General features: G+C 68.7%; 21 protein-coding genes. 15 read left to right on the forward strand and 6 right to left on the reverse strand.

Going from position 1 to position 23,901, the window contains the following annotated elements:
* Positions 1-98: 98 nt before the first annotated feature.
* Complete coding sequence (locus U9J39_RS24215) at positions 99-1,892, reverse strand: glycosyltransferase family 39 protein (protein ID WP_442784925.1); 1,794 nt, start codon at positions 1,890-1,892, stop codon at positions 99-101.
* Positions 1,893-2,115: 223 nt separating this feature from the next.
* Between U9J39_RS24215 and U9J39_RS24220 the strand changes: the two genes are divergently transcribed.
* Together U9J39_RS24220 and U9J39_RS24225 are read left to right on the forward strand one after the other, a co-directional pair.
* Complete coding sequence (locus tag U9J39_RS24220) at positions 2,116-2,787, forward strand: response regulator (protein WP_326348289.1); 672 nt, start codon at positions 2,116-2,118, stop codon at positions 2,785-2,787.
* A complete protein-coding gene (locus U9J39_RS24225; RefSeq protein ID WP_326348290.1) occupies positions 2,784-4,148 on the forward strand; it encodes an ATP-binding protein in 1,365 nt (454 codons plus the stop codon). The genes U9J39_RS24220 and U9J39_RS24225 overlap by 4 nt, the downstream gene beginning before the upstream one ends.
* A 57-nt stretch (positions 4,149-4,205) precedes the next feature.
* Here U9J39_RS24225 and U9J39_RS24230 read toward each other — a convergent pair whose 3' ends face one another.
* Positions 4,206-6,563, reverse strand: a complete 2,358-nt coding sequence (locus tag U9J39_RS24230) for a Tex family protein (protein WP_115709139.1) — start codon at positions 6,561-6,563, stop codon at positions 4,206-4,208.
* A 166-nt stretch (positions 6,564-6,729) separates the two neighbouring features.
* Here U9J39_RS24230 and U9J39_RS24235 point away from each other — a divergent pair, with 166 nt between their 5' ends.
* Genes U9J39_RS24235 through U9J39_RS24245 form a run of 3 tightly spaced genes read left to right on the forward strand, consistent with a single transcriptional unit; the run spans position 6,730 to position 10,021 of the window.
* A complete protein-coding gene (locus tag U9J39_RS24235) occupies positions 6,730-7,518 on the forward strand; it encodes a hypothetical protein (RefSeq protein WP_115709141.1) in 789 nt (262 codons plus the stop codon).
* 32 nt (positions 7,519-7,550) lie between these two features.
* Entirely contained in the window at positions 7,551-7,754 is a 204-nt protein-coding gene (locus U9J39_RS24240; protein WP_018004489.1) for a DUF465 domain-containing protein, read from the forward strand.
* Between the two features lie 26 nt (positions 7,755-7,780).
* Positions 7,781-10,021: an ATP-dependent DNA helicase gene (locus U9J39_RS24245; protein ID WP_373429499.1), complete on the forward strand. Its 2,241-nt coding sequence runs from the start codon at positions 7,781-7,783 to the stop codon at positions 10,019-10,021.
* Positions 10,022-10,116: 95 nt separating this feature from the next.
* Here U9J39_RS24245 and U9J39_RS24250 read toward each other — a convergent pair whose 3' ends face one another.
* Entirely contained in the window at positions 10,117-10,947 is an 831-nt protein-coding gene (locus tag U9J39_RS24250; protein ID WP_115680050.1) for an outer membrane protein assembly factor BamD, read from the reverse strand.
* Positions 10,948-10,964: 17 nt separating this feature from the next.
* Here U9J39_RS24250 and U9J39_RS24255 point away from each other — a divergent pair, with 17 nt between their 5' ends.
* Complete coding sequence (locus U9J39_RS24255; protein ID WP_115709145.1) at positions 10,965-12,221, forward strand: RluA family pseudouridine synthase; 1,257 nt, start codon at positions 10,965-10,967, stop codon at positions 12,219-12,221.
* Positions 12,205-13,008 carry a peptidoglycan editing factor PgeF gene (gene pgeF, locus U9J39_RS24260; RefSeq protein WP_326348292.1) on the forward strand — a complete coding sequence of 268 codons (804 nt, stop codon included), beginning with the start codon at positions 12,205-12,207 and terminating at the stop codon, positions 13,006-13,008. Before U9J39_RS24255 ends, pgeF begins: the two co-directional genes overlap by 17 nt.
* Positions 13,009-13,019: 11 nt before the next feature.
* Here the strand turns inward: pgeF and U9J39_RS24265 are convergent, their stop codons facing one another.
* Positions 13,020-13,247 (reverse strand): hypothetical protein, encoded by a 228-nt coding sequence (locus U9J39_RS24265; RefSeq protein ID WP_115709149.1) that lies wholly within the window; start codon positions 13,245-13,247, stop codon positions 13,020-13,022.
* A gap of 446 nt (positions 13,248-13,693) precedes the next feature.
* On the opposite strand from U9J39_RS24265, the gene phaC reads away from it, so the two are divergent.
* From phaC to phaR, 4 genes are all read left to right on the forward strand, one after another.
* Entirely contained in the window at positions 13,694-15,475 is a 1,782-nt protein-coding gene (gene phaC / locus U9J39_RS24270) for a class I poly(R)-hydroxyalkanoic acid synthase (RefSeq protein ID WP_115709151.1), read from the forward strand.
* Between the two features lie 78 nt (positions 15,476-15,553).
* A complete protein-coding gene (locus tag U9J39_RS24275) occupies positions 15,554-16,735 on the forward strand; it encodes an acetyl-CoA C-acetyltransferase (RefSeq protein ID WP_115680055.1) in 1,182 nt (393 codons plus the stop codon).
* A gap of 71 nt (positions 16,736-16,806) precedes the next feature.
* Positions 16,807-17,547 carry a 3-ketoacyl-ACP reductase gene (locus tag U9J39_RS24280; RefSeq protein WP_115662314.1) on the forward strand — a complete coding sequence of 247 codons (741 nt, stop codon included), beginning with the start codon at positions 16,807-16,809 and terminating at the stop codon, positions 17,545-17,547.
* Between the two features lie 421 nt (positions 17,548-17,968).
* A complete protein-coding gene (gene phaR / locus U9J39_RS24285) occupies positions 17,969-18,520 on the forward strand; it encodes a polyhydroxyalkanoate synthesis repressor PhaR (protein ID WP_018004481.1) in 552 nt (183 codons plus the stop codon).
* Positions 18,521-18,574: 54 nt separating this feature from the next.
* On the opposite strand, the gene U9J39_RS24290 is transcribed toward phaR, so the two are convergent.
* The gene (locus tag U9J39_RS24290) at positions 18,575-18,865 is read right to left on the reverse strand and encodes an addiction module antidote protein (protein ID WP_326348294.1); all 291 of its coding nucleotides are present in this window, start codon (positions 18,863-18,865) and stop codon (positions 18,575-18,577) included.
* Between the two features lie 3 nt (positions 18,866-18,868).
* On the reverse strand, positions 18,869-19,168 hold the full coding sequence (locus U9J39_RS24295; protein ID WP_326348295.1) for a type II toxin-antitoxin system RelE/ParE family toxin: 300 nt from the start codon (positions 19,166-19,168) through the stop codon (positions 18,869-18,871).
* A 219-nt stretch (positions 19,169-19,387) separates the two neighbouring features.
* Here U9J39_RS24295 and U9J39_RS24300 point away from each other — a divergent pair, with 219 nt between their 5' ends.
* The 4 genes from U9J39_RS24300 (at position 19,388) to U9J39_RS24315 (ending at position 23,814) form a co-directional block, all read left to right on the forward strand.
* The gene (locus U9J39_RS24300; protein ID WP_326348296.1) at positions 19,388-20,332 is read left to right on the forward strand and encodes a tRNA dihydrouridine synthase; all 945 of its coding nucleotides are present in this window, start codon (positions 19,388-19,390) and stop codon (positions 20,330-20,332) included.
* Positions 20,333-20,502: 170 nt separating this feature from the next.
* The gene (gene rimO / locus U9J39_RS24305; RefSeq protein ID WP_326348297.1) at positions 20,503-21,882 is read left to right on the forward strand and encodes a 30S ribosomal protein S12 methylthiotransferase RimO; all 1,380 of its coding nucleotides are present in this window, start codon (positions 20,503-20,505) and stop codon (positions 21,880-21,882) included.
* A gap of 115 nt (positions 21,883-21,997) precedes the next feature.
* A complete protein-coding gene (gene bktB / locus U9J39_RS24310) occupies positions 21,998-23,182 on the forward strand; it encodes a beta-ketothiolase BktB (protein WP_115709161.1) in 1,185 nt (394 codons plus the stop codon).
* An 8-nt stretch (positions 23,183-23,190) separates the two neighbouring features.
* Positions 23,191-23,814 carry a hypothetical protein gene (locus tag U9J39_RS24315; protein WP_326348298.1) on the forward strand — a complete coding sequence of 208 codons (624 nt, stop codon included), beginning with the start codon at positions 23,191-23,193 and terminating at the stop codon, positions 23,812-23,814.
* The last annotated feature ends 87 nt before the right edge of the window (positions 23,815-23,901 follow it).

A 23,901-nucleotide genomic window follows, 5' to 3' on the forward strand; every position in this document is an offset into this window, starting at 1 on the left:
TAGACCTCCCACGGCGTGGTTTCCAGGATGCGGCGCGTCAGGTGGTGGCCGATGAAGCCGTTGACGCCGAGAATCAGTACTTTCTTGACTTGCATGCGTTAAGGAGTGGCAGGGGGAGTGGCAGGGAAATCGGAAACCAGCCGGCGCGTCTGGCGCTCGCCGGCCAGGGCAAAGTTGGCCACCGCAACGCGGCGCCAGTCGCGCGCGATGACATGCATCGGCACGCGCGCGCTCAGTTCGGCATACGCTTGCGGCGACAGCAGCGCGACGGCGCGCTGGCCATGCTGCCAGGCGTCGACGAAGGCATCGACGGTCGGCAGCCATTTTTGCGGCTCCTGCGCGGTGCCGAAGGCCAGCTCGTCGGCCTGCGCCACCATGGTCAGCGGATGGCGCAGGTAGAACGGCAGCGTGTGGTCGAGCATGCCGACACCGTACAGCGGCATGCCGGGCCGCAGCACGCGCCCGATCGGCGCGACCATGTCGATGCCGGAGGCGGACCGGCCGATGGCTTCGTGGCCGAGCAGCGCGACCGAAAACGCCAGCAGCATGCCGAACGCATAGCCCGTGACGCTGGCCATGCGCCCGTGGCGCCGAAGCAGCCACAAGGCCGCGGCGGCACTGGCCATCACCAGCGCGCAAGCCAGCGCCGCCCAGATCGCGTAGTGGCGGTACAGCGCATTGGGCGTGTTGTTGGCATCGAGGGAGGCCACCACCGGGCTGGCCAGCAGGCCGATGGCACCGAGGGCCAGCATGGCGCGCACTTGCCGGGTCCAGGCACGCTCTCCGGTGTGCGCCAGCGCCACGCCGCCCAGGATGCCGAGCGCGGGGAACATCGGCACGATGTAGCCCGGCAGCTTCGAACCCGACAGGCTGAAGAAGCCGAAGATGGCCAGTGCCCACAGGGCCGCCAGCAGCGCGGGCTGGAACGGCAGGTGATTGCCGGCTGTGTGCGCCACGCCGGCGCGCTGCGTGACCGCGCGCACCATGCCCGGCAGCAGGCCTAGCCATGGCAGGAAGCCGCCGGCCAGCAGTGGCACGAAGTACCACGGCGCGCCGGTGCGCGCGTGCGCGGTCGAGGTATAGCGCTGCCAGTGCTCATGGATAAAGAAGAAGCGCAGGAATTCCGGATTGCGCCGTGCCACCAGCCAGTACCACGGCACCGCCACCAGCAGCATCAGCGCGATCCCGGCCCGCGCATGCAGGCGCCGCCACAGGGCCAGGTCGCGCGTCACGGCGGTGTAGAGCATCAGCACCAGCCCCGGCAGCGCCACGCCGACCAGCCCCTTGGTCAGCACCGCCACGCCCATGGCCGCCCAGCACGCCTGCATCCAGCGGCGGCGCGCGGCCGGCGTCGCCGCCGGATGCTGCGCCAGCAGCAGGCTGGCCAGCACGCAGGCCATGGCGCCGGACAGCGTCATGTCGAGCGTGTTGAAATGCGCCGCGATATTCCACATCGGCGCACTGGCCAGCACCAGCCCGGCCATCAACCCGGCGCGCGCGCCGAACCAGCGCGCGGCCGCGAGCATCGATACCCCCATCCCCGCGGCGCCGGCCAGCGCCACGCACAGCCGCGCCTGCCAGTCGCCGATGCCGAACAGCGCATACGACACCGCCGTCATCCACATGTGGAACGGCGGCTTTTCAAAGTACTTCAGGCCGTCGTAGCGGATCGTGACCCAGTCGCCGCTGCGCAGCATCTCGCGCGCGATCTCGGCATAGCGGCCTTCGTCCGGACCCAGCAGGTGGCGCATGCCGAGCGTGCCGAACCACAGCAGCGCGAAGGCCAGCACCACCAGCATCGGCATCGCGGCGGCGCGCGCGGCATGCCCGGGCACGGCGGCCCGGGGGAGCAGCCCGGGCGCGGCGGCAAGGCGGTCGTAACGGTGCGGCATGCGGAAGCGGGACAGCATGGGCAGAGCAGGGTGGCGCGGCTCGCGGGACGCGGCGGGGGGCGGCCGGGCCGGCGCGGGCGCAGACGCCATGTCCACGCCGGCGAGGCGCGCCGCGTTGTACGGGCAGGCAATTGAAAGGTGAGCGGAGCATAATCCGCGAACCTTAATGGCACATTAAGCGGCGCGCGCACCGGGCCGTGATACCTCCGGGCCACTCCAGAGCATGAAACTCCTGATTGTTGAAGACGACCCGATGCTGGGCGACGGCTTGCGGCGAGGCCTGCAGCTGCTCGACTACGCGGTCGACTGGTTCCGCAACGGCACCGATGCCGAGCATGCGCTCGGCCTGGCCCACTACGATGCCGTGGTGCTGGACCTGGGCCTGCCGGGCGACGACGGCATGACGCTGCTGGCGCGCTGGCGCACGCGCGGCAGCCGCATCCCGGTGATCGTGCTGACCGCGCGCGACGCCGTCGACAGCCGCATCGGCGGGCTCGATGCCGGTGCCGACGACTACCTGGTCAAGCCGGTCGCGCTCGACGAGCTGGCGGCGCGGCTGCGGGCGGTCACGCGCCGCGCGGCGGGCATGTCGGCGCCGGTGTGGCAGCACGGCGCGCTGGCCTTCCACCCGGCCGCGCGCCAGGCGTACTGGCAGGGCAAGCCGGTCGAGCTGACCAGCCGCGAAGCCATGCTGCTGGAACTGCTGCTGGCGCATCCCAACCGGCTGCTGACGCGCGAGGTGCTGCGCGACAAGCTCTATGACTGGCAGGGCGGCATCGAGAGCAACGCGCTCGAAGTCCATATCCACCACCTGCGCCGCAAGATCCATCCGAAGATCGTGCGCACCTTCCGCGGCGCCGGCTACACGCTGGGCGCGGCCGAGGATTGCGCATGACGCTGCAGCGCAGGCTGGTGCTGGCGGTGCTGGTCGCCGCGCCGGTGGTATGGCTGTTGACGCTGGGGATGACCTATGTGCGCGCGCGGCACGAGATCAACGAGCTCTATGACACCGACATGGTGCGCATGGCGCTGCAGATGCAGTCGGTGGTGCCGCTGGTCGACATCGCCGCCGGCATGTCGCGCGCGCGCGTGCCGCGGCTCGACGAAGGCGACCTGGGCGATGCCGGCCTGGGCGACCTCGCCATCGCCGCCTGGCTGCCCGACGGCAAGCCGCTGCATATCGATCCCGACGGCGACAAGCTGCCGCGCGCCGAGGGCGTCAAGGGCTTTACCGACGTCACGCTGGATCAGCAGCGCTGGCGGCTCTATTACCTCGACGATCCCGACACCGGCTGGCGCGTGTGCGTGGGCCAGCAGCTGGGCGAGCGCAATGAGCTGATCCTGTCCTACATTGCCGCGCAGGTGCTGCCATGGGCGGTGGGCCTGCCGCTGCTGATCGGCCTGCTGATCGGCTTCATGCGCCGCGCGATGGCGCCGGTGCGCACGCTGTCCGCGGATATCGAGGCCCGCGCCGCGGACGATCGCCGCCCGCTCAGCCTCGATGCCGTGCCGGGCGAACTGGTGCCGCTGGTGCACGCGATGAACCGGCTGCTGGCGCGCGTTTCCGATTCGATCGAACATGAGCGGCGCCTGACCGCCGATGCCGCGCACGAGATGCGCACGCCGCTGGCGGCGCTCAAGGCGCAGTGGGAAATCGCCGAGCGCTCGCCCGACCGCGACGAACGCGCGCTGGCGCGGGCCAATGTCGCCGCCGGCATCGACCGTATTGGCCGGCTGGTATCGCAGTTGCTGACGCTGAGCCGGCTCGAAGATGCCGCCGGGCTGCCGTCGCGCCAGCCGGTCAACTGGGTGCCGGTGGCACAGCAGGCGCTGTCCGACTGCCTGCTGCTGGCGCAGCAGAAGCAGGTCGACGTGGAGCTGGCCTGGCCGCCGCCGGACCAGGCTGCGTTGCCGGTGGCGGGCGATCCCGCGCTGCTGTCGCTGCTGCTGCGCAACCTGCTCGACAATGCGATCCGCTACAGCCCGCCGGGCGCGCTGGTGCTGGTCGATTTCCGGCCCGACAGCATCACCGTGCGCGACCAGGGGCCCGGCGTCGCGCCGGCGCTGCTGGCGCGCCTCGGTGACCGCTTTTTCCGCGGCGGCGCCGGGCAGCACGAGCAGGGCCACGGCCTGGGCATTTCCATCGCGCGACGGGTGGCGCGGCTGCATGGGCTGGAGCTGGCGTTTGCCAACCGGGCCGGCAGTGGCGACGGTACAGACAGGGGCCTGTCCGTGCGCATCGCCCGCGGCGCCTGAAACGAAAACGCCCCGCACGGCAAACCGTGCGGGGCGTTGTACCCGGGGCAGGCGCGCTCAGCGCTTGAGCTTGGCGAACGCGGCGGCCATGGCGCCGGCCGGCTCCGGCTCGCGACGGCCGCCGCCGAAGCCCTTGCCGCCGCCATTGCGCTGGCCGCCACGGTCGTTGCGGTCGCCGCCCCCCGCGCGCGCCGCGGCCTGGCCGGGCTCGTCGTCTAGCCGCATCGACAGGCCGATGCGGTTGCGCTTGACGTCCACCTCCATCACCTTGACCTTGACGATCTGGCCGGCCTTGACCACTTCGTGCGCGTCCTTGACGAACTTGTTCGACAGCGCCGAGATATGGACCAGGCCGTCCTGGTGCACGCCGATATCGACGAACGCGCCGAACGCGGCCACGTTGGTGACCACGCCTTCGAGCACCATGCCGGGCTGCAGGTCCTTCACGTCCTCCACGCCATCCTGGAAGGTCGCGGTCTTGAACTCGGGACGCGGGTCGCGGCCGGGCTTTTCCAGCTCGGACAGGATGTCGCGCACCGTCGGCAGGCCGAACGATTCGTCGGTGAACTTCTCCGGCGCCAGGCCGCGCAGCGCCTCGCGGTTACCCATCACGTCGCGCAGGCCTTTCTTGACGTGGTCCAGGATGCGCTGCACCACCGGGTACGCTTCCGGGTGCACCGAGGAGCGGTCGAGCGGATTGTCGCCGTCGTTGATGCGCAGGAAGCCCGCGGCCTGCTCGAAGGTCTTGTCGCCCAGGCGCGGCACCTGCTTCAACGCGTTGCGGTTGGCGAAGGCGCCGTTGGCGTCGCGGAACTCGACGATATTGCGCGCCAGCACCGAATTCAGGCCCGACACGCGCGCCAGCAGCGGCGCCGAGGCAGTGTTGACGTCGACGCCCACGGCATTGACGCAGTCCTCGACCACCGCGTCGAGCGCGCGCGCCAGTTCGCGCTGGTTGACGTCGTGCTGGTACTGGCCCACGCCGATCGATTTCGGATCGATCTTGACCAGCTCGGCCAGCGGATCCTGCAGCCGCCGCGCGATCGACACCGCCCCGCGCAGCGACACGTCCAGGTCCGGGAATTCCTTGGCGGCCAGCTCCGACGCCGAATAGACCGACGCGCCGGCTTCGCTGACCACGATCTTGGTCAGCTTGAGCTCGGGCATCTGCTTCATCAGGTCCTGCACCAGCTTGTCGGTCTCGCGGCTGGCGGTGCCATTGCCGATCGAGACCAGCGCCACGTTGTGCTGCTTGGCCAGGCGCGCCAGCGCGGCGAGCGAGCCGTTCCAGTCGCGGCGCGGCTCGTGCGGATAGATGGTGGCGGTCTCCAGCAGCTTGCCGGTGCTGTCCACCACGGCCACCTTGCAGCCGGTGCGGATGCCCGGATCGATGCCCATCACCGACTTGGGACCGGCCGGCGCGGCCAGCAGCAGCTCATGCAGGTTGCGGCCGAACACCTTGATGGCCTCGCTCTCGGCGGTTTCGCGCAGCTGCGTCAGCAGCTCGGTCTCCAGGTGCGGCTGCACCTTGACGCGCCAGCACCAGCGGCACACGTCGCCCAGCCACTTGTCGGCGGGGCGGCCCAGCTGCTGGATGCCGACATGGCGCGCAATCATGCCTTCGCACGGGTGCGGCACCAGCGCGTCCTGCTCTTCGCCCAGGCCCAGCTTGACCATCAGCACGCCGGCATTGCGGCCGCGGAACAGCGCCAGCGCGCGATGCGACGGCACCGTGCGCAGGGTCTCGCTGTAGTTGTAGTAGTCGCGGAATTTCTCTTCCTCCGCGGTTTCCTTGCCTTCCATCACCGACGAGGCGACCACGCCGTGGTTCCACAGGTGCTCGCGCAGCTTGCCCAGCAGTTCGGCGGTTTCACCGAACTGTTCCGACAGGATGTCGCGCGCGCCGTCCAGGGCCGCCTTGACGTCGGGCACGCCGCCGTCGGCGGTGGGGTTGCCGTTGACGTACTTCGCCGCTTCGGCCTGCGGGTCGAGCGTAGGGTCTGCCAGCAAGGCCAGCGCCAGCGGCTCCAGCCCGCATTCGCGCGCGATCTGGGCGCGGGTGCGGCGCTTGGGCTTGTAGGGCAGGTAGAGGTCTTCCAGCGCCTGCTTGGTCTGCGCGGCTTCGATGGCGGCCTGCAGCTCGGGGGTGAGCTTGCCTTGCTCCTCGATCGACGCCAGGATCGCGGCGCGGCGGTCTTCCATGTCGCGCAGGTACAGCAGGCGCTCTTCCAGGTTGCGCAGCTGCGTGTCGTCGAGGTTGCCGGTCACTTCCTTGCGGTAGCGGGCGATGAAGGGGACGGTGGCGCCTTCATCGAGCAGCGCCACGGCCGCGGCCACCTGGCGGGGCTGCACGGACAGTTCGGCCGCGATGAGCGCGACGATCTTTTGCGAGACGGATGCGGGCAGGTTGGACATCTTGGAACGCAGCGTGAGACGCAGTCAGTCGAAAGCGGGGCATTTTGCCACAAGCGCGCGGGCGTCCGGTGGGGCCCGTGCCGCGGGTCGGGCGGGCGGCGTTGCGCGCACGTGCGCGGGCGCCCGGGGGCGGGCCGCGGTCCGGCCCGGATGCTAGAATCCGGACATGATCGTCAAGTCCCGCCCGGCCGTCGCCAAGGCCACCCTCCCGGCCATGCCAACCTTCGCCAACGTGCCCGATGTCTTCCTGATCCGCCGCGGCGCCCTGGCCGCCGTGGCCGTGGCGGCGTGCGCCGCGCTGATGCCGCTGCGCGCGGCGCAGGCGCAGGCCTCGGCGCCCGGCGCCGCACCCGCTGCCGCGCGCGATTTTGCCGCCGAGCGCAAGGCCATCGGCGATTCGCGCGCCTGGACCAACTACCGCTTTGCCGCCGCCGAGCGCGAGTGCTACAGCAAGTTCTTCGTCACCCGCTGCATCGACAACGCCAAGGAAATCCAGCGCGAGGAGCTGCAGGTGCTGCGCAAGCGCGAGCTGGAAGTGGGCGAGGCCGAGCGTGCCCACCGCGCCGCCGAGCGCGACCGCGAGCAGGCCCTGCGCCGCGCCGAGTTCGAGGCCAGCCAGCCGCGGCGCGCCGCCAGCGAGCAGTCCAGCCGCGAGGCGTACGACAAAAAGCAGCAGGAACAGCAGCTGCGCGACGCGCAGCGCCAGGCCGAGGCCCCGCAGCGCGCCGCCAACGCGCAGGCCTACGAGCAGAAGCAGTCCGACTTCGATGCCCGCATGCGCGAGGCGCAGCAGCAGGGCGCGGAACAGGCCCGCCAGCGCCAGGAGAACGTGAAGGCATACGAAGCCAAGCAGCGCGACCTCGAACAGCGCCAGAAGGCGCTGGAAGAGCGGCGCGCCAAGGCCAGGGAGCAGCAACAGGGCGCGGCGTCGGCGCCGCGCCCGTTCGGCTTCTGAGCCCCGGCACGGTGATGGCAGCGGAGGCATAGATGGACAGCAACCTCAATACCCTGGAACGGCGCATCATGGAGCTGCAGATCGAGCACCGCGATCTCGATTTCCTGATCGACCGGCTGGCCGGCGATGTGGTCCATGACGAATTGCAGCTGCGCCGGCTGAAGAAGCGCCGTCTCAAGCTGAAGGACGCCATCACGCTGCTGCAGCTCCAGCTCGAACCCGACGTGCCGGCCTGAGCGCCGACGCGCCCCGGGGCGCGGCGATGGCCGGCAATTGCTGCCGGTTTGCCGCAGCCCATACAACATTCCCCACCTTGTCCGATCTTCCCGATTCCCGCCAGTTGTCCCTGGACAGCGATTCCAGCGACCCCAGCGACGCCGCGGCGCCCGCCCATGCCGCGCAGGCCGATGCCGCCGCCAGCCGCGGCGCCGAGCTTGCCACCATCTTTGCCGATACCGGCACGCTGGCCCAGGCCATTCCCGGCTACCGCCCGCGTGCGTCGCAGCACAAGATGGCCGAGGCCGTCGCCGGTGCGATCGCGCAGTACGATTCCGTGATCGTCGAGGCCGGCACCGGCACCGGCAAGACCTACGCCTACCTGGTGCCGGCGATGCTGTGGGGCGGCAAGGTGATCCTGTCCACCGGCACCAAGAACCTGCAGGACCAGCTGTTCCTGCGCGACATCCCGACCGTGCGCCACGCGCTCAACGTGCCGGTCTCGGTGGCGCTGCTCAAGGGCCGCGCCAACTACGTCTGCCACTACCACCTGGAACGCGCGCAGGCCGGCGGGCGCCTGGCCTCGCGCCAGGATGCGGCGTGGCTGCGCGAGATCGGGCGCTTTATCAAGGAAACCGCCACCGGCGACAAGGCGGAACTGGCGTCGGTGCCCGAGAACGCCCCCGTGTGGCAGATGGTGACCTCCACGCGCGACAACTGCCTCGGTTCGGAATGCCCGTATTACAAGGACTGCTTCGTGATGCGCGCGCGCAAGGAAGCGCAGCAGGCCGACGTGGTGGTGGTCAACCACCACCTGTTCTTTGCCGACGTGGTGCTGCGCGACACCGGCATGGCCGAGCTGCTGCCCGCGGCCAATACGGTGATCTTCGACGAAGCGCACCAGCTGCCCGAGACCGCCACGCTGTTCTTCGGCGAGACCCTGTCGACCAGCCAGTTGCTGGAGATCGCGCGCGATACCGTGGCCGAGGGCCTGTCGCATGCGCGCGATGCGGTCGACTGGGTGGCGCTGGGCGCGCCGCTGGAACGCGCCGCGCGCGACCTGCGCCTGGCCTTCGGCAAGGACAACGCGCGCCTGGCGTTGGGCCAGATCGAGGCCGACCGTCGCATCGCCGAACCCTTCAACGAGACCCTCGATGCGCTCGACGCGGCGCTGTCCGACTTCGTCGAGATGCTCGAGAGCCAGGCCGAGCGCGCCGAATCGCTGCAGCAATGCCACCGCCGCGCGCTCGAGCTGGCCAACAAGCTGGCCGCCTGGCGCACCGATGCCCCGGCCGCGCCGGCACCGCAGCCAGCCGACGGCGAGGAGCAGGGGCAGGAGCAGGGCGGGGCCGCGCCATCCGCCGGCCCGGAAACCGTGCGCTGGGTCGAGGTGTTCTCGCACACCGTGCAGCTGCACCGTACGCCGCTGTCGATCGCGCCTATCTTCACGCGGCAGCGCGGCGGGCAGCCGCGCGCGTGGGTCTTCACCTCGGCGACGCTGTCGGTGAAGGGCAATTTCACCCACTACGCCGCGCAGCTGGGGCTCGATAAGGACCGTTCGCTGACGTTGCCCAGCCCGTTCGACTACGCGAAGCAGGGCCTGCTGTACGTGCCGCGCGACATGCCTGCGCCGCAGTCGCCGCAGTTCACCGATGCAGTGGTGCAGGCCGCGCTGCCGCTGATCGAGGCGGCCGGCGGGCGCACCTTCCTGCTGTGCACCACGCTGCGCGCGGTGCAGCGGGCCTCGGACCTGCTCTACGATGCCTTTGCCGAGCGCGGCCTGAACCTGCCGCTGCTGGTGCAGGGCCAGGCCAGCCGCACCGAGCTGCTGGACCGCTTCCGCGAGCTTGGCAATGCGGTGCTGGTCGGCAGCCAGAGCTTCTGGGAGGGCGTGGACGTGCGCGGCGAGGCGCTGTCGCTGGTGATCATCGACAAGCTGCCGTTCGCGCCGCCCGACGATCCGGTGCTGGCCGCGCGCATGGAAGTGCTGCAGAAGAAGGGCCTGAGCCCGTTTGCCGTGCACCAGCTGCCGCATGCGGTGATCACGCTCAAGCAGGGGGCGGGGCGGTTGATCCGTTCCGAATCGGACCGCGGCGTGCTGGCGATCTTCGACACGCGCCTGGTCGAGAAGCCCTATGGGCGCCAGATCTGGCAGAGCCTGCCGCCCTTCACGCGCACGCGCGAGGCGGCCACGGTGGTGCGCTTCCTGGAGTCGCTGCGCGGGGCCGGTAAGACAAGCGCGGGTGAGCCGGCTGAAACCGGTGACGAGGATCCGGCCGCCGACTGAGCACGACGGGCCGCAGGCAAAAGAAAAACGGGACGGTCATCCGACACGTCCCGTTTTTTATCGCTGCCGGCGCAGCGGCATCTGGTCACTTCCCGTCAGAACACTTCCCACCAGGACTTGTCCTTGCGGCGTGCGCCGTACTTGATGAAGTCGCTCTCCGGGAAGTTCTTCTCCATCACGCGTGCGGTGTCGTCGCGCAGGTCCTTCATGCCCATCGCGTCGTACGAGCGGATCATGATGTACAGCGCCTCTTCGTTGGCGGGTGCGCCGTCGTAGTCCTTCAGCGACTGCTGGGCGCGGTTGACCGCGGCCAGGTAGGCGCCGCGCCGGTAGTAGTAGCGCGCGGCGTGCACTTCATGCTGGGCCAGCGAGTTGACGATGTACTGCATGCGCAGCGTGGCGTCCGGCGTGTACTTGCTTTCCGGGTAGCGCGTGATCAGCGTATGGAAGGCATCGTAGGCGGCGCGCGCGGCCTTGGGATCGCGCTCGCTCAGGTCCTGCCCCGAGAAGCGGCCCAGCCAGCCGAGGTTGTCGTTGAAGTTGATCAGCCCCTTCAGGTAGTAGGCGTAATCGATGGTGGGATGGTTCGGGTGCAGCTGGATGAAGCGGTCCACTGCCGCCAGCGCGGCCGCGGTCTCGCCGTCCTTGTAGTTGGCGTAGGCGGTGTCGATCTGCGCCTGCTGCGCATAGCGCCCGAACGGATAGCGGCCCTCGAGCTTTTCATACAGCTTGACGGCGCGGGTGTAGTCGCCGCCATCCAGGGCATCCTTGGCTTCCGAATATAATTTGTTGGCCGACCAGCCGGCGGTCTCGTCGGGCTGGTCCGCTAGCAGGCCGCATGCCGACAGCATGACGCAGCCGCCTGCGAGCAGAACCGCTCCAATTGTCGTGCGCCAGCGCGCGCGTTTCATGCTCTGCAATTGCATGGGCAATCGTATCCCGGATGAAGAAAAATAGCGTCAAGCATTATAGCCCAAGCCCCCAGCCCAACCCGCAAGCCGGAGATGGCGTGGGAGGACTGCCACCCGAACGGGTGCGCGCCGCCGCGGTGGTGGCCGATTTCGAGGCCAGCGCGGAAGCATTCGACGATGCCGCCGACGCGCCGGCTGCCGCGGCCGACCCGGCCGTGACCCTGTCGCTGGAGGTGGACAGCGCCTCGCATGGCGAGCGTCTCGACAAATTGCTGGCGCGTCACTTCAGCGAGTTTTCGCGCAGCCGCCTGCAGCAATGGATCGAAAGCGGCGCGGTGCGCGTCGACGGGCAGGTGCGCCGTCCGCGCGACGCGGTGCAGATGGGCAACCGGATCGAGGTCCGGCCGCAGGCCGCGCCGGAATCGTCGGCGTTCGCCCCCGAGGACGTGCCGCTCGACGTGGTCTACGAGGACGACACCCTGCTGGTGATCAACAAGCCCGCCGGGCTGGTGGTGCATCCTGCCGCCGGCAACTGGAGCGGCACCGTGCTCAATGGCCTGCTGCATCGCGACCCCGGCGCCGCGTCGCTGCCGCGCGCGGGCATCGTGCACCGGCTCGACAAGGAGACCTCGGGGCTGATGGTGGTGGCGCGCACGCTCACCGCGCAGACCGACCTGGTGCGGCAGCTGCAGGCGCGCACGGTCAAGCGCACCTATATCGCGCTGGTGTGGGGCCGCACCTATGACGAGGGCACCATCGACGCGCCCATCGGCCGCGACCCGCGCGAGCGCACGCGCATGGCGATCGTGCAGACCGCCAGCGGCAAGCCGTCGCGCACGCATTTCCGCACGCTGGCGACGGTGCCGCTGGGGCGGGGTTTCGTGTCGATGGTGATGTGCAAGCTCGAGACCGGCCGCACCCACCAGATCCGCGTGCATTTCGAATCGATCGGCCATCCGCTGGTGGGCGACCCGGTCTATTTCCGCGCCACCCAGCGCGGCCAGCGTCCCGCCATCCGCGTGCCGCTGCCGGTGCCGTACGAGCGCCAGGCGCTGCATGCGTACAAGCTCGGCCTGGTGCATCCGGCCACCGGCAAGCACATGTCGTGGACCGCGCAGCCGCCCGAGGACCTGCAGGCACTGATCGATGCGCTCGACTTTGAAAGCGCGCAGGCCGACGACGAAGACGACGCCTGGGACGAAGTGTGGGAAGGCGGCGAAGCCCACTGGGAATACGCCGGCGATGATGACGATGACGACGACGGTGACGGCGATGAGCGCGACGCCTGATCCCGCCTGGCTGGTGCCGGACTGGCCGGCGCCGGCGCGCGTGCGCGCGCTGTCGACCACGCGCCAGGGCGGGGTCAGCCAGGGGCCGTACGGACTCGCCGGCGGCATGCCCGGCGGCCTGAACCTGGGCACCCACGTCGGCGACGATCCGGCCGACGTCGCGCGCAACCGCGCGCGGCTGGCCGCGTGCCTGCCGTCGATGCCGCAATGGCTGGAACAGGTGCATGGTTGCGCGGTTGCCACCGTCGACCATGTGGGCGCACCGGGCGATCCCGTGCCGCAGGCCGATGCGAGCCTGGCGCTGGCGCCGGGCCACGTCTGCGCCGTGATGACGGCCGACTGCCTGCCGGTGCTGCTGTGCGATACGCAGGGGACGGTGGTGGGCGCCGCGCATGCGGGCTGGCGCGGCCTGTGCAATGGCGTGATCGAGGCCACGCTGGCGCGGATGCAGGCGGCCGCCGGCGGCGCTGCCACGCGCTGGCTGGCATGGCTGGGTCCGGCGATCGGCCCCGAGTCCTTCGAGGTCGGCGCCGAGGTGCGCGAGGCCTTCCTCGCGCAGGCACGCCCGGACGAGCAGGCTGCGGTGGCCGCGGCGTTTCGCGCCGGCGCTCCGGGCAAGTACTTCGCCGACATCTATGCGCTGGCGCGCACACGCCTGGCCCGCGCCGGCTGCGTCGACATCCACGGCGGCGCTGCCTGCACCGTTACCGATGCCGAACGCTTCTACTCCTACCGGCGCGACGGCGTGACCGGGCGCATGGCCAGCCTGGTCTGGCTGGCCGACTGAGCGGCGCTGCCTTACTCGTCCGCGCGCTTCGCCGCCTCGCCGGCCGGGGCGCTTTGCTCCAGCGCGCGTTCGGCCTCGGCCTTGCGCCGGCGCCGGCCGGGCGTGCCCATGATGTAGAGCACCAGCGCCACCGGCGCGACCCCATACATCAGGAAGGTGGCGATCCCCGCCACCACGTTGTGCTCGGTGATCGCCATCATCAGCGCCACGTAGAGCCAGCCAATGGCCACGATGTACATCAGAATTTCATCCTTCTCGACTATGCTCGATGGCCTCGGCAGGTGCGTGTGCTGCATTACCGTCCGGTAGGTCGGGCAGCGCGCGGCGCCGGGGCGGATTTCCGCATTGACAGCGCGCGCGTTGCAAGGCAACAATGGCCTCGAATGTCTCGGAATCGCTGACGATTCCCAGGTTTTTCCGGCAAGCATAACGCATGGCGCTGGCAACCAAGGCGCCGCGCCCGCCGGATAAAAGGGAGCCGCTATCGGAATGGATGCAAGCCCTGGCCGCAGCTTGTGCGAGCCTGGGTTCCAGGCCAGTTCCAGGGCAGATGTGCCGGCTGACCCTCCCGCTTGGGAAGGGCTGGAGCCGGATCCAATCGGATAGCATCTCCCCATGCATAGTGCCGGCCAGGGCAATGCCCGGAGCCGGTTCGAATAGTGACGGCAGAGAGACAAAACTGATCATGGCGACCGGCAAAGGTGCGGCAGCTTCCACGCAGGAAGGCAAGTCCCAACCACCCAAGTTCACGCCGGGGCCATTCGATCCAGCCACCTGGCTGGAATGGTCCCGCCAGTGGCAGGGCACTGAAGGCAACGGCCACGCGGCCGCATCCGGCATGATGGCCGGCATCCCGGGCCTCGATTCGCTGGCAGGCGTCAAGATCGCGCCGGCCCAGCTGGCCGACATCCAGCAGCGCTACATGAAGGACTTCGCCGCCCTGTGGCAGGCGCTGGCCGAGGGCAAGCCCGACGGCACCGGGCCGCTGCACGATCGCCGCTTTGCCGGCGACGCGTGGCGCAACAACGTGCCGTACCGTTACGCCGCCGCTTTCTACCTGCTCAACGCCCGCGCGCTGACCGAACTCGCCGACGCGGTCGAGGCCGATGCCAAGACACGCCAGCGCATCCGCTTCGCGATCTCGCAGTGGGTCGATGCGATGTCGCCCGCCAACTTCCTCGCCACCAATCCCGAAGCGCAGCGCCTGCTGATCGAATCGGGCGGTGAATCGCTGCGCGCCGGCGTGCGCAACATGATGGAGGACCTCACGCGGGGCAAGATCTCGCAGACCGACGAGACCGCGTTCGAGGTGGGCCGCAATGTTGCGGTGACCGAAGGCGCGGTGGTCTACGAGAACGAATACTTCCAGCTGCTGCAGTACAAGCCGCTCACCGCCAAGGTCCATGCGCGCCCGCTGCTGATGGTGCCGCCTTGCATCAACAAGTACTACATCCTTGACCTGCAGCCGGAAAGCTCGCTGGTGCGGCATACGGTGGAGCAGGGCCATACGGTATTCCTGGTGTCGTGGCGCAATCCCGATGCCAGCATGGCGTCGCGCACCTGGGACGACTACATCGAGCACGCCGCCATCCGCGCCATCGAAGTCGCGCGCGACATCAGCGGGGAGGACCAGATCAACGTGCTCGGCTTCTGCGTCGGTGGCACCATCATTTCCACCGCGCTCGCGGTGCTGGCCGCGCGCGGCGAGCATCCGGCCGCAAGCCTGACGCTGCTGACCACGCTGCTGGACTTTGCCGACACCGGCATCCTCGACGTCTTCGTCGACGACGGCCACGTGCAGCTGCGCGAAGCCACGCTGGGCGGCGGGGCCGGCGCGCCGTGCGCGCTGCTGCGCGGGCTGGAGCTGGCCAACACCTTCTCGTTCCTGCGCCCGAACGACCTGGTGTGGAACTACGTGGTCGACAACTACCTGAAGGGCAATACCCCGGTGCCGTTCGACCTGCTGTTCTGGAACGGCGACGCGACCAACCTGCCGGGGCCGTGGTACTGCTGGTACCTGCGCCACACCTACCTGCAGAACGAGCTGAAGGTGCCCGGCAAGCTGACCGTATGCGATGCGCCGGTGGACCTGGGCAGCATCGACGTGCCGACTTATCTCTACGGCTCGCGCGAGGACCATATCGTGCCGTGGACCGCGGCCTATGCCTCGACCGCGCTGCTGAAGAACAAGCTGCGCTTCGTGCTGGGCGCCTCCGGCCATATCGCCGGCGTGATCAATCCGCCGGCAAAGAAAAAGCGCAGCCACTGGACCAATGACGCCTTGCCGGCGTCGCCGCAGCAATGGCTCGCCGGCGCCACCGAGCATCCCGGCAGCTGGTGGCCGGACTGGTCGGCATGGCTGGCCAGCCATGCCGGAGCCAAGCGCGCCGCGCCTGCGCAGTACGGCAACGCGCGCTTCCCTGCGATCGAACCCGCGCCTGGGCGCTACGTCAAGGCCAAGGCATGATGCCCGCGCGTCCGCCGGCGTGCGCCCCGCGCGCGCCGGCGGGCTGCGGGTCCCTGTTTCCATTGAGAGGACTACACCATGACTGACGTTGTCATCGTATCCGCGGCCCGTACCGCGGTTGGCAAATTTGGCGGCTCGCTGGCGAAGATTCCGGCGCCGGAACTGGGGGCGATCGTGATCAAGGCCGCGCTGGAGCGTGCCGGCATCCAGCCGGACCAGGTCAGCGAAGTGATCATGGGCCAGGTGCTCACCGCCGGCTCGGGCCAGAACCCGGCGCGCCAGGCTTCGATCAAGGCCGGCCTGCCGGCGATGGTGCCGGCCATGACCATCAACAAGGTATGCGGCTCGGGCCTGAAGGCTGTGATGCTGGCCGCCAACGCGATCATGGCGGGCGACGCCGAGATCGTGGTGGCCGGCGGCCAGGAAAACATGAGCGCCGCGCCGCACGTGCTGCCGGGCTCGCGCGACGGCTTCCGCATGGGCGACACCAAGCTGGTCGACACCATGATCGTCGACGGCCTGTGGGACGTGTACAACCAGTACCACATGGGCATCACCGCCGAGAACGTGGCCAAGGAATACGGCATCACGCGTGAAGCGCAGGACGAATTCGCGGTGGGCTCGCAGAACAAGGCCGAGGCTGCGCAGAAGGCCGGCAAGTTCGACGAAGAGATCGTGCCGGTGCTGATCCCGCAGCGCAAGGGCGATCCGGTGGCCTTCAAGACCGACGAGTTCGTGCGCCACGGCGCCACGCTGGACAGCATGGCCGGCCTCAAGCCCGCCTTCGACAAGGCCGGCTCGGTGACCGCGGCCAACGCCTCGGGCCTGAACGACGGCGCCGCCGCGGTAGTGGTGATGTCGGCCGCCAAGGCCAAGGAACTGGGCCTGACCCCGCTCGCCACCATCAAGAGCTACGCCAACGCCGGCGTGGACCCGAAGGTGATGGGCATGGGCCCGGTGCCGGCGTCCAAGCGCGCGCTATCGCGCGCGGGCTGGACCCCGCAGGACCTGGACCTGATGGAAATCAACGAGGCCTTCGCCGCGCAGGCGCTGGCGGTGCACCAGCAGATGGGCTGGGATACCTCCAAGGTCAACGTCAACGGCGGCGCCATTGCCATCGGCCACCCGATCGGCGCGTCTGGCTGCCGTATCCTGGTGACGCTGCTGCACGAGATGAAGCGCCGCGATGCCAGGAAGGGCCTGGCATCGCTGTGCATCGGCGGCGGCATGGGCGTGGCGCTGGCGGTCGAGCGCAATTAAGAAGGGGTGCGCCGGGCGCGCGCATGGCGCGGCCTGGCGGCAAATAACGAAAAGCCAATCAAGGAGTGGACATGACTCAGCGCATTGCGTATGTGACCGGCGGCATGGGTGGTATCGGGACCGCCATTTGCCAGCGGCTGGCCAGGGATGGCTTTCGCGTGGTGGCCGGCTGCGGCCCCAACTCGCCGCGCCGTGAAAAGTGGCTGGAGCAGCAGAAGGCCCTGGGTTTCGACTTCGTCGCCTCCGAAGGCAACGTGGCGGACTGGGACTCGACCAAGGCGGCCTTCGACAAGGTCAAGGCCGAGGTCGGCGAAGTCGATGTGCTGATCAACAATGCCGGCATCACGCGCGACGTGGTGTTCCGCAAGATGACCCGCGCCGACTGGGATGCGGTGATCGACACCAACCTGACCTCGCTGTTCAACGTCACCAAGCAGGTGATCGACGGCATGGCCGATCGCGGCTGGGGCCGCATCGTCAATATCTCGTCGGTGAACGGGCAGAAGGGCCAGTTTGGCCAGACCAACTACTCCACCGCCAAGGCCGGCCTGCACGGCTTCACCATGGCGCTGGCGCAGGAAGTGGCGACCAAGGGCGTGACGGTGAACACGGTGTCGCCGGGCTATATCGCCACGGATATGGTCAAGGCCATCCGCCAGGACGTGCTCGACAAGATCGTCGGCACGATCCCGGTGAAGCGCCTGGGCGAGCCCGAAGAGATCGCCTCGATCTGCGCCTGGCTGTCCTCGGATGAGTCCGGGTTCTCGACCGGCGCCGACTTCTCGCTCAACGGCGGCCTGCACATGGGCTGACCCTGGCACCCAGCCAGCCGCGCCGGCGACCGCGTTTTGCGGTGCAGCCAGCGCGGCGCACAAGGCGGCGGAGCTTGTATTTCGCCGCCGGTTTCGCGGGCCGTCATGGCCCGTGAATCATTTCCGGGCGTGCAGCATCGGCTTCGCGGCGCGCCGGTCTACCGGGTTTTCCTTAAGCCTCGTCGCTTTTCTTAGTGCTTTGTTGGGCATAGAATCAGGGCAGCGGCGCAGCCAGCACCATAGTCGTGCAGCATCGCCCTCGCGGGGGCGAGACGGCGGGCCGCGGCGCGCAGCCATGCGCGAACAGCCGCAACACGGCCGGCACGACTACAGCAGATGGCGCGGGCGGTACCGATTTGCGCACTGCACCCCATGCGGTGCAGCAGCGCGCAATCAGCGACGACACAAGGACAGAGCACCGATGGCCACGACCAAAAAAGGCGCAGAGCGACTGATCAAAAAGTATCCCAATCGCAGGCTCTACGATACCCAGACCAGCACCTACATCACCCTGGCCGACGTCAAACAGCTGGTGATGGATTCCGAGGAGTTCAAGGTCGTCGACGCCAAGTCAGGTGACGAACTGACGCGCAGCATCCTGCTGCAGATCATCCTGGAAGAAGAGACCGGCGGCGTGCCGATGTTCTCCAGCGCGATGCTGTCGCAGATCATCCGCTTCTACGGCCATGCCATGCAGGGCATGATGGGCACCTACCTGGAAAAGAACATCCAGGCCTTCATCGACATCCAGAACAAGCTGGCCGAGAACTCCAAGGGCCTGTATTCCGGCGAAGCGTTCAGCCCCGACATGTGGTCGCAGTTCATGAACATGCAGGGCCCGATGATGCAGGGCATGATGAGCAACTACATCGAGCAGAGCAAGAACCTGTTCGTGCAGATGCAGGAGCAGATGCAGAACCAGGCCAAGAACATGTTCGGCACCTTCCCGTTCAACCAGCCGGACAAGAAGTAGCAACAAGCGGCGGCGGGCCGGGTGCCCGCCACGCATCCGCACCCGGGCCGGCGCTCAGCCGGCGCTTGCGTGCAGGCGAATCCCCAGCGCCCGCATCACCTTCCAGATCGTCCCGAATTCCGGATTGCCTTCGCCCGACAGCGAACGGTAGAGGCTTTCGCGCGACAGGCCGGTTTCGCGGGCCAGCCGCGTCATGCCGCGGGCGCGTGCGACCACGCCGAGCGCGTAAGCAATGAAGCGATCGTCGTCGCCGGCCTCGGCCAGGCAGGCGTCCAGGTAGGCGGCGATTTCTTTTTCGTTGCGCAGTTGTGCGGCCGAGTCCCAAGGGCGGGTTGGTTCTTTCATGGCTCACTCCAGGTCAAGATTCACCGCGAGGTGGCGTGCCCGTTCGATATCAGCGCGCTGGGTCGACTTGTTGCCACCGCAGAGAAGAACGACAAGAACTTCGTCGCGTCGCTGAAAATAGATGCGGTAGCCGGGACCATGATCCACCCGCATTTCGAAGATGCCACCGCCAAGGGCTTTCACGTCGCCTGGATTTCCGTTCAGCATGCGGTCGATTCGGACCTGGATGCGAATCCTGGCGGCGTTGTCGCGCAAGGCGGAGCACCAGCGGTCGAACGTTTGGGTTGTGCGGATGCTGAGCATACCACACCGTAGCCTTTAGGCTACAGGTGTGGAATCACCGATTCCCGAAAAACCGCCCCATCCCAAAGCAGGTAGAATGCGCGCTTTGCCCCATCCGGGGCCTCGGTATCGCATCTTTGGGCGGCTCAGTCTGGGACTCGCCTTGTTTGCGCGGCGTCCCATGTTCCACCTTCTCCAATCTTCCTGTCCGACGCCGGTGCCCGCGGCGCGGTGCCTGCCATGAGCCGGCTGTTCCTGGCCCCGATGGAGGGGCTTGCCGATTATGTGCTGCGCGATGTGCTGACCGATACCGGCGGTTACGACGGCTGCGTGTCGGAATTCGTGCGGGTGACGGGATCGCTGCTGCCGGCGCGGGTCTATGAGCGCGACACGCCCGAGATCCTGTCCGGCGGCTATACCCGCAGCGGCACGCCGATGGTGATCCAGCTGCTCGGCAGCGATCCCGAGTGGCTGGCGCGCAATGCCGCCTATGCCGCGACCCTGTCGCCGCACGGCATCGACCTGAACTTCGGTTGTCCCGCCAAGGTGGTCAACCGGCATGGCGGCGGGGCGATGCTGCTGGCCGATCCGCCGCTGCTTAACCGGATCGTCGCGTCGGTGCGCGCCGCGGTGCCGGCCAATATTCCGGTGACTGCCAAGATGCGGCTGGGCGTGTCGGATACCGCGCTGGCCATCGATTGCGCCACCGCGCTGGCCGAAGGCGGCGCGGCCTCGCTGGTGGTGCATGCCCGCACGCGCGACCACGGCTACCGGCCGCCGGCCCACTGGGACTGGATCGCGCGCATTGCGGCGGCCGTCGACATACCCGTGATAGCGAATGGCGACGTCTGGACCGTCTCGGACTGGGCGCGCTGCCGCGAAGTCAGCGGCTGCGACGACGTCATGATTGGCCGCGGCGCGGTCTCGGACCCGTTCCTGGCCCAGCGCATTCGCGGCCAGATGGCCAGCACGCCGTCCGCCGAAGAATGGCCGCTGGTGCTGGGCCAGATCGCAACGTACCTGAACAAGCTGCATGCGCGCATCGCCTCGTGCCACGAGCATGGACGCGTCAAGCTCTGGCTCAGCTACCTGAAGCGGACCTGGCCGCAGGCGGACGAACTGCATGCGGCGATCCGGCGGATGCAGGACTCGCTGCAGATCGCGCAGGTCCTGCAAGGCATGTAACGCGCGGAGTGACTTCGGCGTAACCGTGGCCCGGCAGCATGTCGTGCGTCAGGCGCCGGCAAATTCCGGCAAACGGTTAAAATGCGCGATTGCCTGTTTCGCGCCTGGCGGCCTTGTCTCAGTGATCGACGGTCCGGCCGCCGCGCCTTGCCCCACATTCGGATTCCAACGTGAAAAACCCCTCAGAAGCAACGAACCAGAAAGACCATAGTCCGCGTGTGGGATTCGTTTCCCTTGGCTGCCCGAAAGCGCTGGTCGACTCCGAGCAGATCATCACCCAGCTGCGCGCCGAGGGCTACGCCATCAGCGGCACCTATGACGGCGCCGACCTGGTCGTGGTCAACACCTGCGGCTTTATCGACGAAGCGGTGCAGGAAAGCCTGGACGCGATCGGTGAAGCGCTGACCGAGAACGGCAAGGTCATCGTCACCGGCTGCCTCGGCGCGAAGAAGGATGCGGCAGGACACGACATCGTGTCGTCGGTGCATCCCAAGGTGCTGGCCGTGACCGGCCCGCACGCACTGGGCGAGGTGATGCAGGCGGTGCACACGCACCTGCCCAAGCCGCACGACCCGTTTACCGACCTGGTGCCGGCCGCGGGCATCAAGCTCACGCCCAAGCACTACGCCTACCTGAAGATCTCCGAGGGCTGCAACCACCGCTGCTCGTTCTGCATCATCCCGTCGATGCGCGGCGACCTGGTCTCGCGCCCGGTGGCCGAGGTCATGCTGGAGGCCGAGAACCTGTTCAAGGCCGGGGTCAAGGAACTGCTGGTGATCTCGCAGGACACCAGCGCCTACGGCGTCGACGTCAAGTACCGGACCGGTTTCTGGAACGGCCGTCCGCTCAAGACCCGCATGACCGAGCTGGTGGCGGCGCTGGGCGAGCTGGCGGCGCAGTACGGCGCCTGGGTGCGCTTGCACTATGTGTACCCGTACCCGCACGTCGACGAGATCATCCCGCTGATGAACAATGGCCACGTGCTGCCGTACCTCGACGTGCCGCTGCAGCATGCCCACCCGGACGTGCTCAAGCGCATGAAGCGCCCGGCCAACGCCGAGAAGACCATGGACCGCATCCGCGCCTGGCGCGAGATCTGTCCGGAACTGACCATCCGCAGCACCTTTATCGCCGGCTTCCCGGGCGAGACCGAGGCCGAGTTCCAGACGCTGCTGGATTTCATTGCCGAGGCCGAACTGGACCGCGTCGGCTGCTTCGCGTATTCGCCGGTGGAAGGCGCCACGGCCAACGACCTGCCGGGCGCGCTGCCCGACGAAGTGCGCGAGGAACGCCGCGCCCGCTTCATGGAAGTGGCCGAGGCGGTGTCCGCCCGTCGCCTGCAGCGCAAGGTCGGCCAGATCCTGCGCGTGCTGGTCGACGAGGTCAACCAGGATGGCGGCATCGGCCGCTCGTCGGCGGATGCGCCGGAAATCGACGGTCTGGTCTATATCGCGCCGCCGCAACGGACTTCGCAACGCTACCGCGCCGGCGAGTTCGTCGATGTGAAGATCACCGGCGCCGACGGCCACGACCTGTGGGGCGAGGTCTGAGCTAGTCCCGGCGGACGATGCCGGCAAGGCGGCCATTAGGTAAAAGTACGACCGTTCGCTTCGGCTGCGCTGCGGCTATACTGTGCGGTGCAACATAACCTGGATGGAGACAGTCATGACGCGTGAAGTGGTAGTAGTGAGCGGTGTCCGCACCGCGATCGGAACCTTTGGCGGTAGCCTGAAGGACGTGGCCCCGGCCGAGCTGGGCGCGCTGGTGGTGCGCGAGGCGCTGGCCCGCGCGCAGGTATCGGGCGACGACGTCGGCCATGTGGTGTTCGGCAACGTGATCCAGACCGAGCCGCGCGACATGTACCTCGGCCGCGTCGCCGCCGTCAACGGCGGCGTTTCCACAAATGCCCCGGCGTTGACCGTCAACCGGCTGTGCGGCTCGGGCCTGCAGGCCATCGTCAGCGCCGCGCAGACCATCCTGCTGGGCGATGCCGACGTCGCCATCGGTGGCGGTGCCGAAAGCATGAGCCGCGCCCCCTACCTGGCCCCGGCGGCACGCTGGGGCGCGCGCATGGGCGATGCCGGCCTGGTCGACATGATGCTGGGCGCGCTGCACGACCCGTTCCACCGCATCCACATGGGCGTGACCGCCGAAAACGTCGCCAAGGAATACGAGATCTCGCGCACGCAGCAGGACGAGGCCGCGCTGGAATCGCACCGCCGCGCCTCCGCCGCGATCAAGGCCGGTTACTTCAAGGATCAGATCGTCCCGGTGGTGACCAAGGGCCGCAAGGGCGAGGTCAGCTTCGACACCGACGAGCATGTGCGCCATGACGCCACCATGGACGACATGACCAAGCTCAAACCCGTCTTCGTCAAGGAAAACGGCACCGTCACCGCCGGCAATGCCTCGGGCCTGAACGACGCCGCCGCCGCCGTGGTGATGATGGAGCGCGCCGAGGCCGAGCGCCGCGGCCTGAAGCCGCTGGCGCGCCTGGTGTCCTACGGCCATGCCGGCGTCGACCCCAAGACCATGGGCATCGGCCCGGTGCCGGCGACCAAGATCGCGCTGGAGCGTGCCGGCCTGCAGGTGTCGGACCTGGACGTGATCGAAGCCAACGAGGCCTTTGCCGCGCAGGCCTGTGCGGTCAGCAAGGCGCTTGGCCTGGACCCGGCCAAGGTCAACCCGAACGGCTCGGGCATCTCGCTGGGCCACCCGATCGGCGCCACCGGCGCGCTGATCACGGTCAAGGCGCTGCATGAGCTGAACCGCGTGCAAGGCCGCTACGCGCTGGTGACGATGTGCATCGGCGGCGGGCAGGGCATTGCCGCCATCTTCGAACGGATCTGAGGATTGCCTTGCGCGTGGCCCGGCTGACCGACCTTTGCACGACCCTTGGCGCCGCCGCCGTGCTCGCCCTGGCGGGCGCGGCGCAGGCGGCGCCGGCCACCGAGCTGTCGAGCGGCCCGGTGAGCGGCGCCACCGCTGGCGGTGAAGCGCTGGGCCTGAACCAGGCCATCCGCGACGGCGAGGCCCGCCGCGGCGCGGCGCTGTCGACCGGCGCCGCCCGGCCGCTGGCGCCGCGGCCGGAGTACGCGTCGCTGCCGGTCTATGTCGGCAAGGTCGGCGACCAGCCGGTGCGCCTGCGCCTGGGCCCCAAGCCCGACGAACGCGACAGCGTGCGCGGCGAATACAGCGGCCGCGGCGCCGGCGTGCGGCTGCTGGCCGGCGAGTGGGAGGACGGCGCCTTCCTGATGGAGGAGTCCGACGACGGCACCCGGGTGTCGGGCAACTGGGAAGGCAGCATCGACGCCAGCGGCGCGGTGCGCGGCACCTGGACCGATGCCTTCAATCCGGCCATCGTGCTGCCGTTCTTTATCCGCCCGCTCGGCATGCTGGTGATTCCCCCGTTCGACATGACGCCCAACAGCGGCGTCACCTACGCGCCGCCGCCGCCAAAGTCGTCGATTTCCGGCTGGTAAGCCTTTTCCGGCGCTACGCGCTGAAGCCTCCCGGTGGCGCGGGCGGCATTTGCTGGTAAGCTCGGAGGCTCATCGCGTCTCATGCCT

Origin of the sequence: Cupriavidus sp. SS-3, assembly GCF_035818815.1 — a bacterium.
GTDB lineage: Bacteria > Pseudomonadota > Gammaproteobacteria > Burkholderiales > Burkholderiaceae > Cupriavidus > Cupriavidus taiwanensis_C.

Coding starts and splice junctions, on each gene's coding strand:
- pgeF (WP_326348292.1), top strand. CDS start 12,205: ATGAGCGCGACGCCTGATCCCGCCTGGCTGGTGCCGGACTGGCCGGCG.
- phaC (WP_115709151.1), top strand. CDS start 13,694: ATGGCGACCGGCAAAGGTGCGGCAGCTTCCACGCAGGAAGGCAAGTCC.
- phaR (WP_018004481.1), top strand. CDS start 17,969: ATGGCCACGACCAAAAAAGGCGCAGAGCGACTGATCAAAAAGTATCCC.
- U9J39_RS24255 (WP_115709145.1), top strand. CDS start 10,965: ATGAAGAAAAATAGCGTCAAGCATTATAGCCCAAGCCCCCAGCCCAAC.
- U9J39_RS24280 (WP_115662314.1), top strand. CDS start 16,807: ATGACTCAGCGCATTGCGTATGTGACCGGCGGCATGGGTGGTATCGGG.
- U9J39_RS24290 (WP_326348294.1), bottom strand. CDS start 18,865: ATGAAAGAACCAACCCGCCCTTGGGACTCGGCCGCACAACTGCGCAAC.
- U9J39_RS24300 (WP_326348296.1), top strand. CDS start 19,388: ATGAGCCGGCTGTTCCTGGCCCCGATGGAGGGGCTTGCCGATTATGTG.
- bktB (WP_115709161.1), top strand. CDS start 21,998: ATGACGCGTGAAGTGGTAGTAGTGAGCGGTGTCCGCACCGCGATCGGA.
- U9J39_RS24275 (WP_115680055.1), top strand. CDS start 15,554: ATGACTGACGTTGTCATCGTATCCGCGGCCCGTACCGCGGTTGGCAAA.
- U9J39_RS24225 (WP_326348290.1), top strand. CDS start 2,784: ATGACGCTGCAGCGCAGGCTGGTGCTGGCGGTGCTGGTCGCCGCGCCG.
- U9J39_RS24245 (WP_373429499.1), top strand. CDS start 7,781: ATGGCCGGCAATTGCTGCCGGTTTGCCGCAGCCCATACAACATTCCCC.
- U9J39_RS24250 (WP_115680050.1), bottom strand. CDS start 10,947: ATGCAATTGCAGAGCATGAAACGCGCGCGCTGGCGCACGACAATTGGA.
- U9J39_RS24295 (WP_326348295.1), bottom strand. CDS start 19,168: ATGCTCAGCATCCGCACAACCCAAACGTTCGACCGCTGGTGCTCCGCC.
- U9J39_RS24230 (WP_115709139.1), bottom strand. CDS start 6,563: ATGTCCAACCTGCCCGCATCCGTCTCGCAAAAGATCGTCGCGCTCATC.
- U9J39_RS24240 (WP_018004489.1), top strand. CDS start 7,551: ATGGACAGCAACCTCAATACCCTGGAACGGCGCATCATGGAGCTGCAG.
- U9J39_RS24265 (WP_115709149.1), bottom strand. CDS start 13,247: ATGTACATCGTGGCCATTGGCTGGCTCTACGTGGCGCTGATGATGGCG.
- U9J39_RS24220 (WP_326348289.1), top strand. CDS start 2,116: ATGAAACTCCTGATTGTTGAAGACGACCCGATGCTGGGCGACGGCTTG.
- U9J39_RS24215 (WP_442784925.1), bottom strand. CDS start 1,892: ATGCCGCACCGTTACGACCGCCTTGCCGCCGCGCCCGGGCTGCTCCCC.
- U9J39_RS24235 (WP_115709141.1), top strand. CDS start 6,730: ATGATCGTCAAGTCCCGCCCGGCCGTCGCCAAGGCCACCCTCCCGGCC.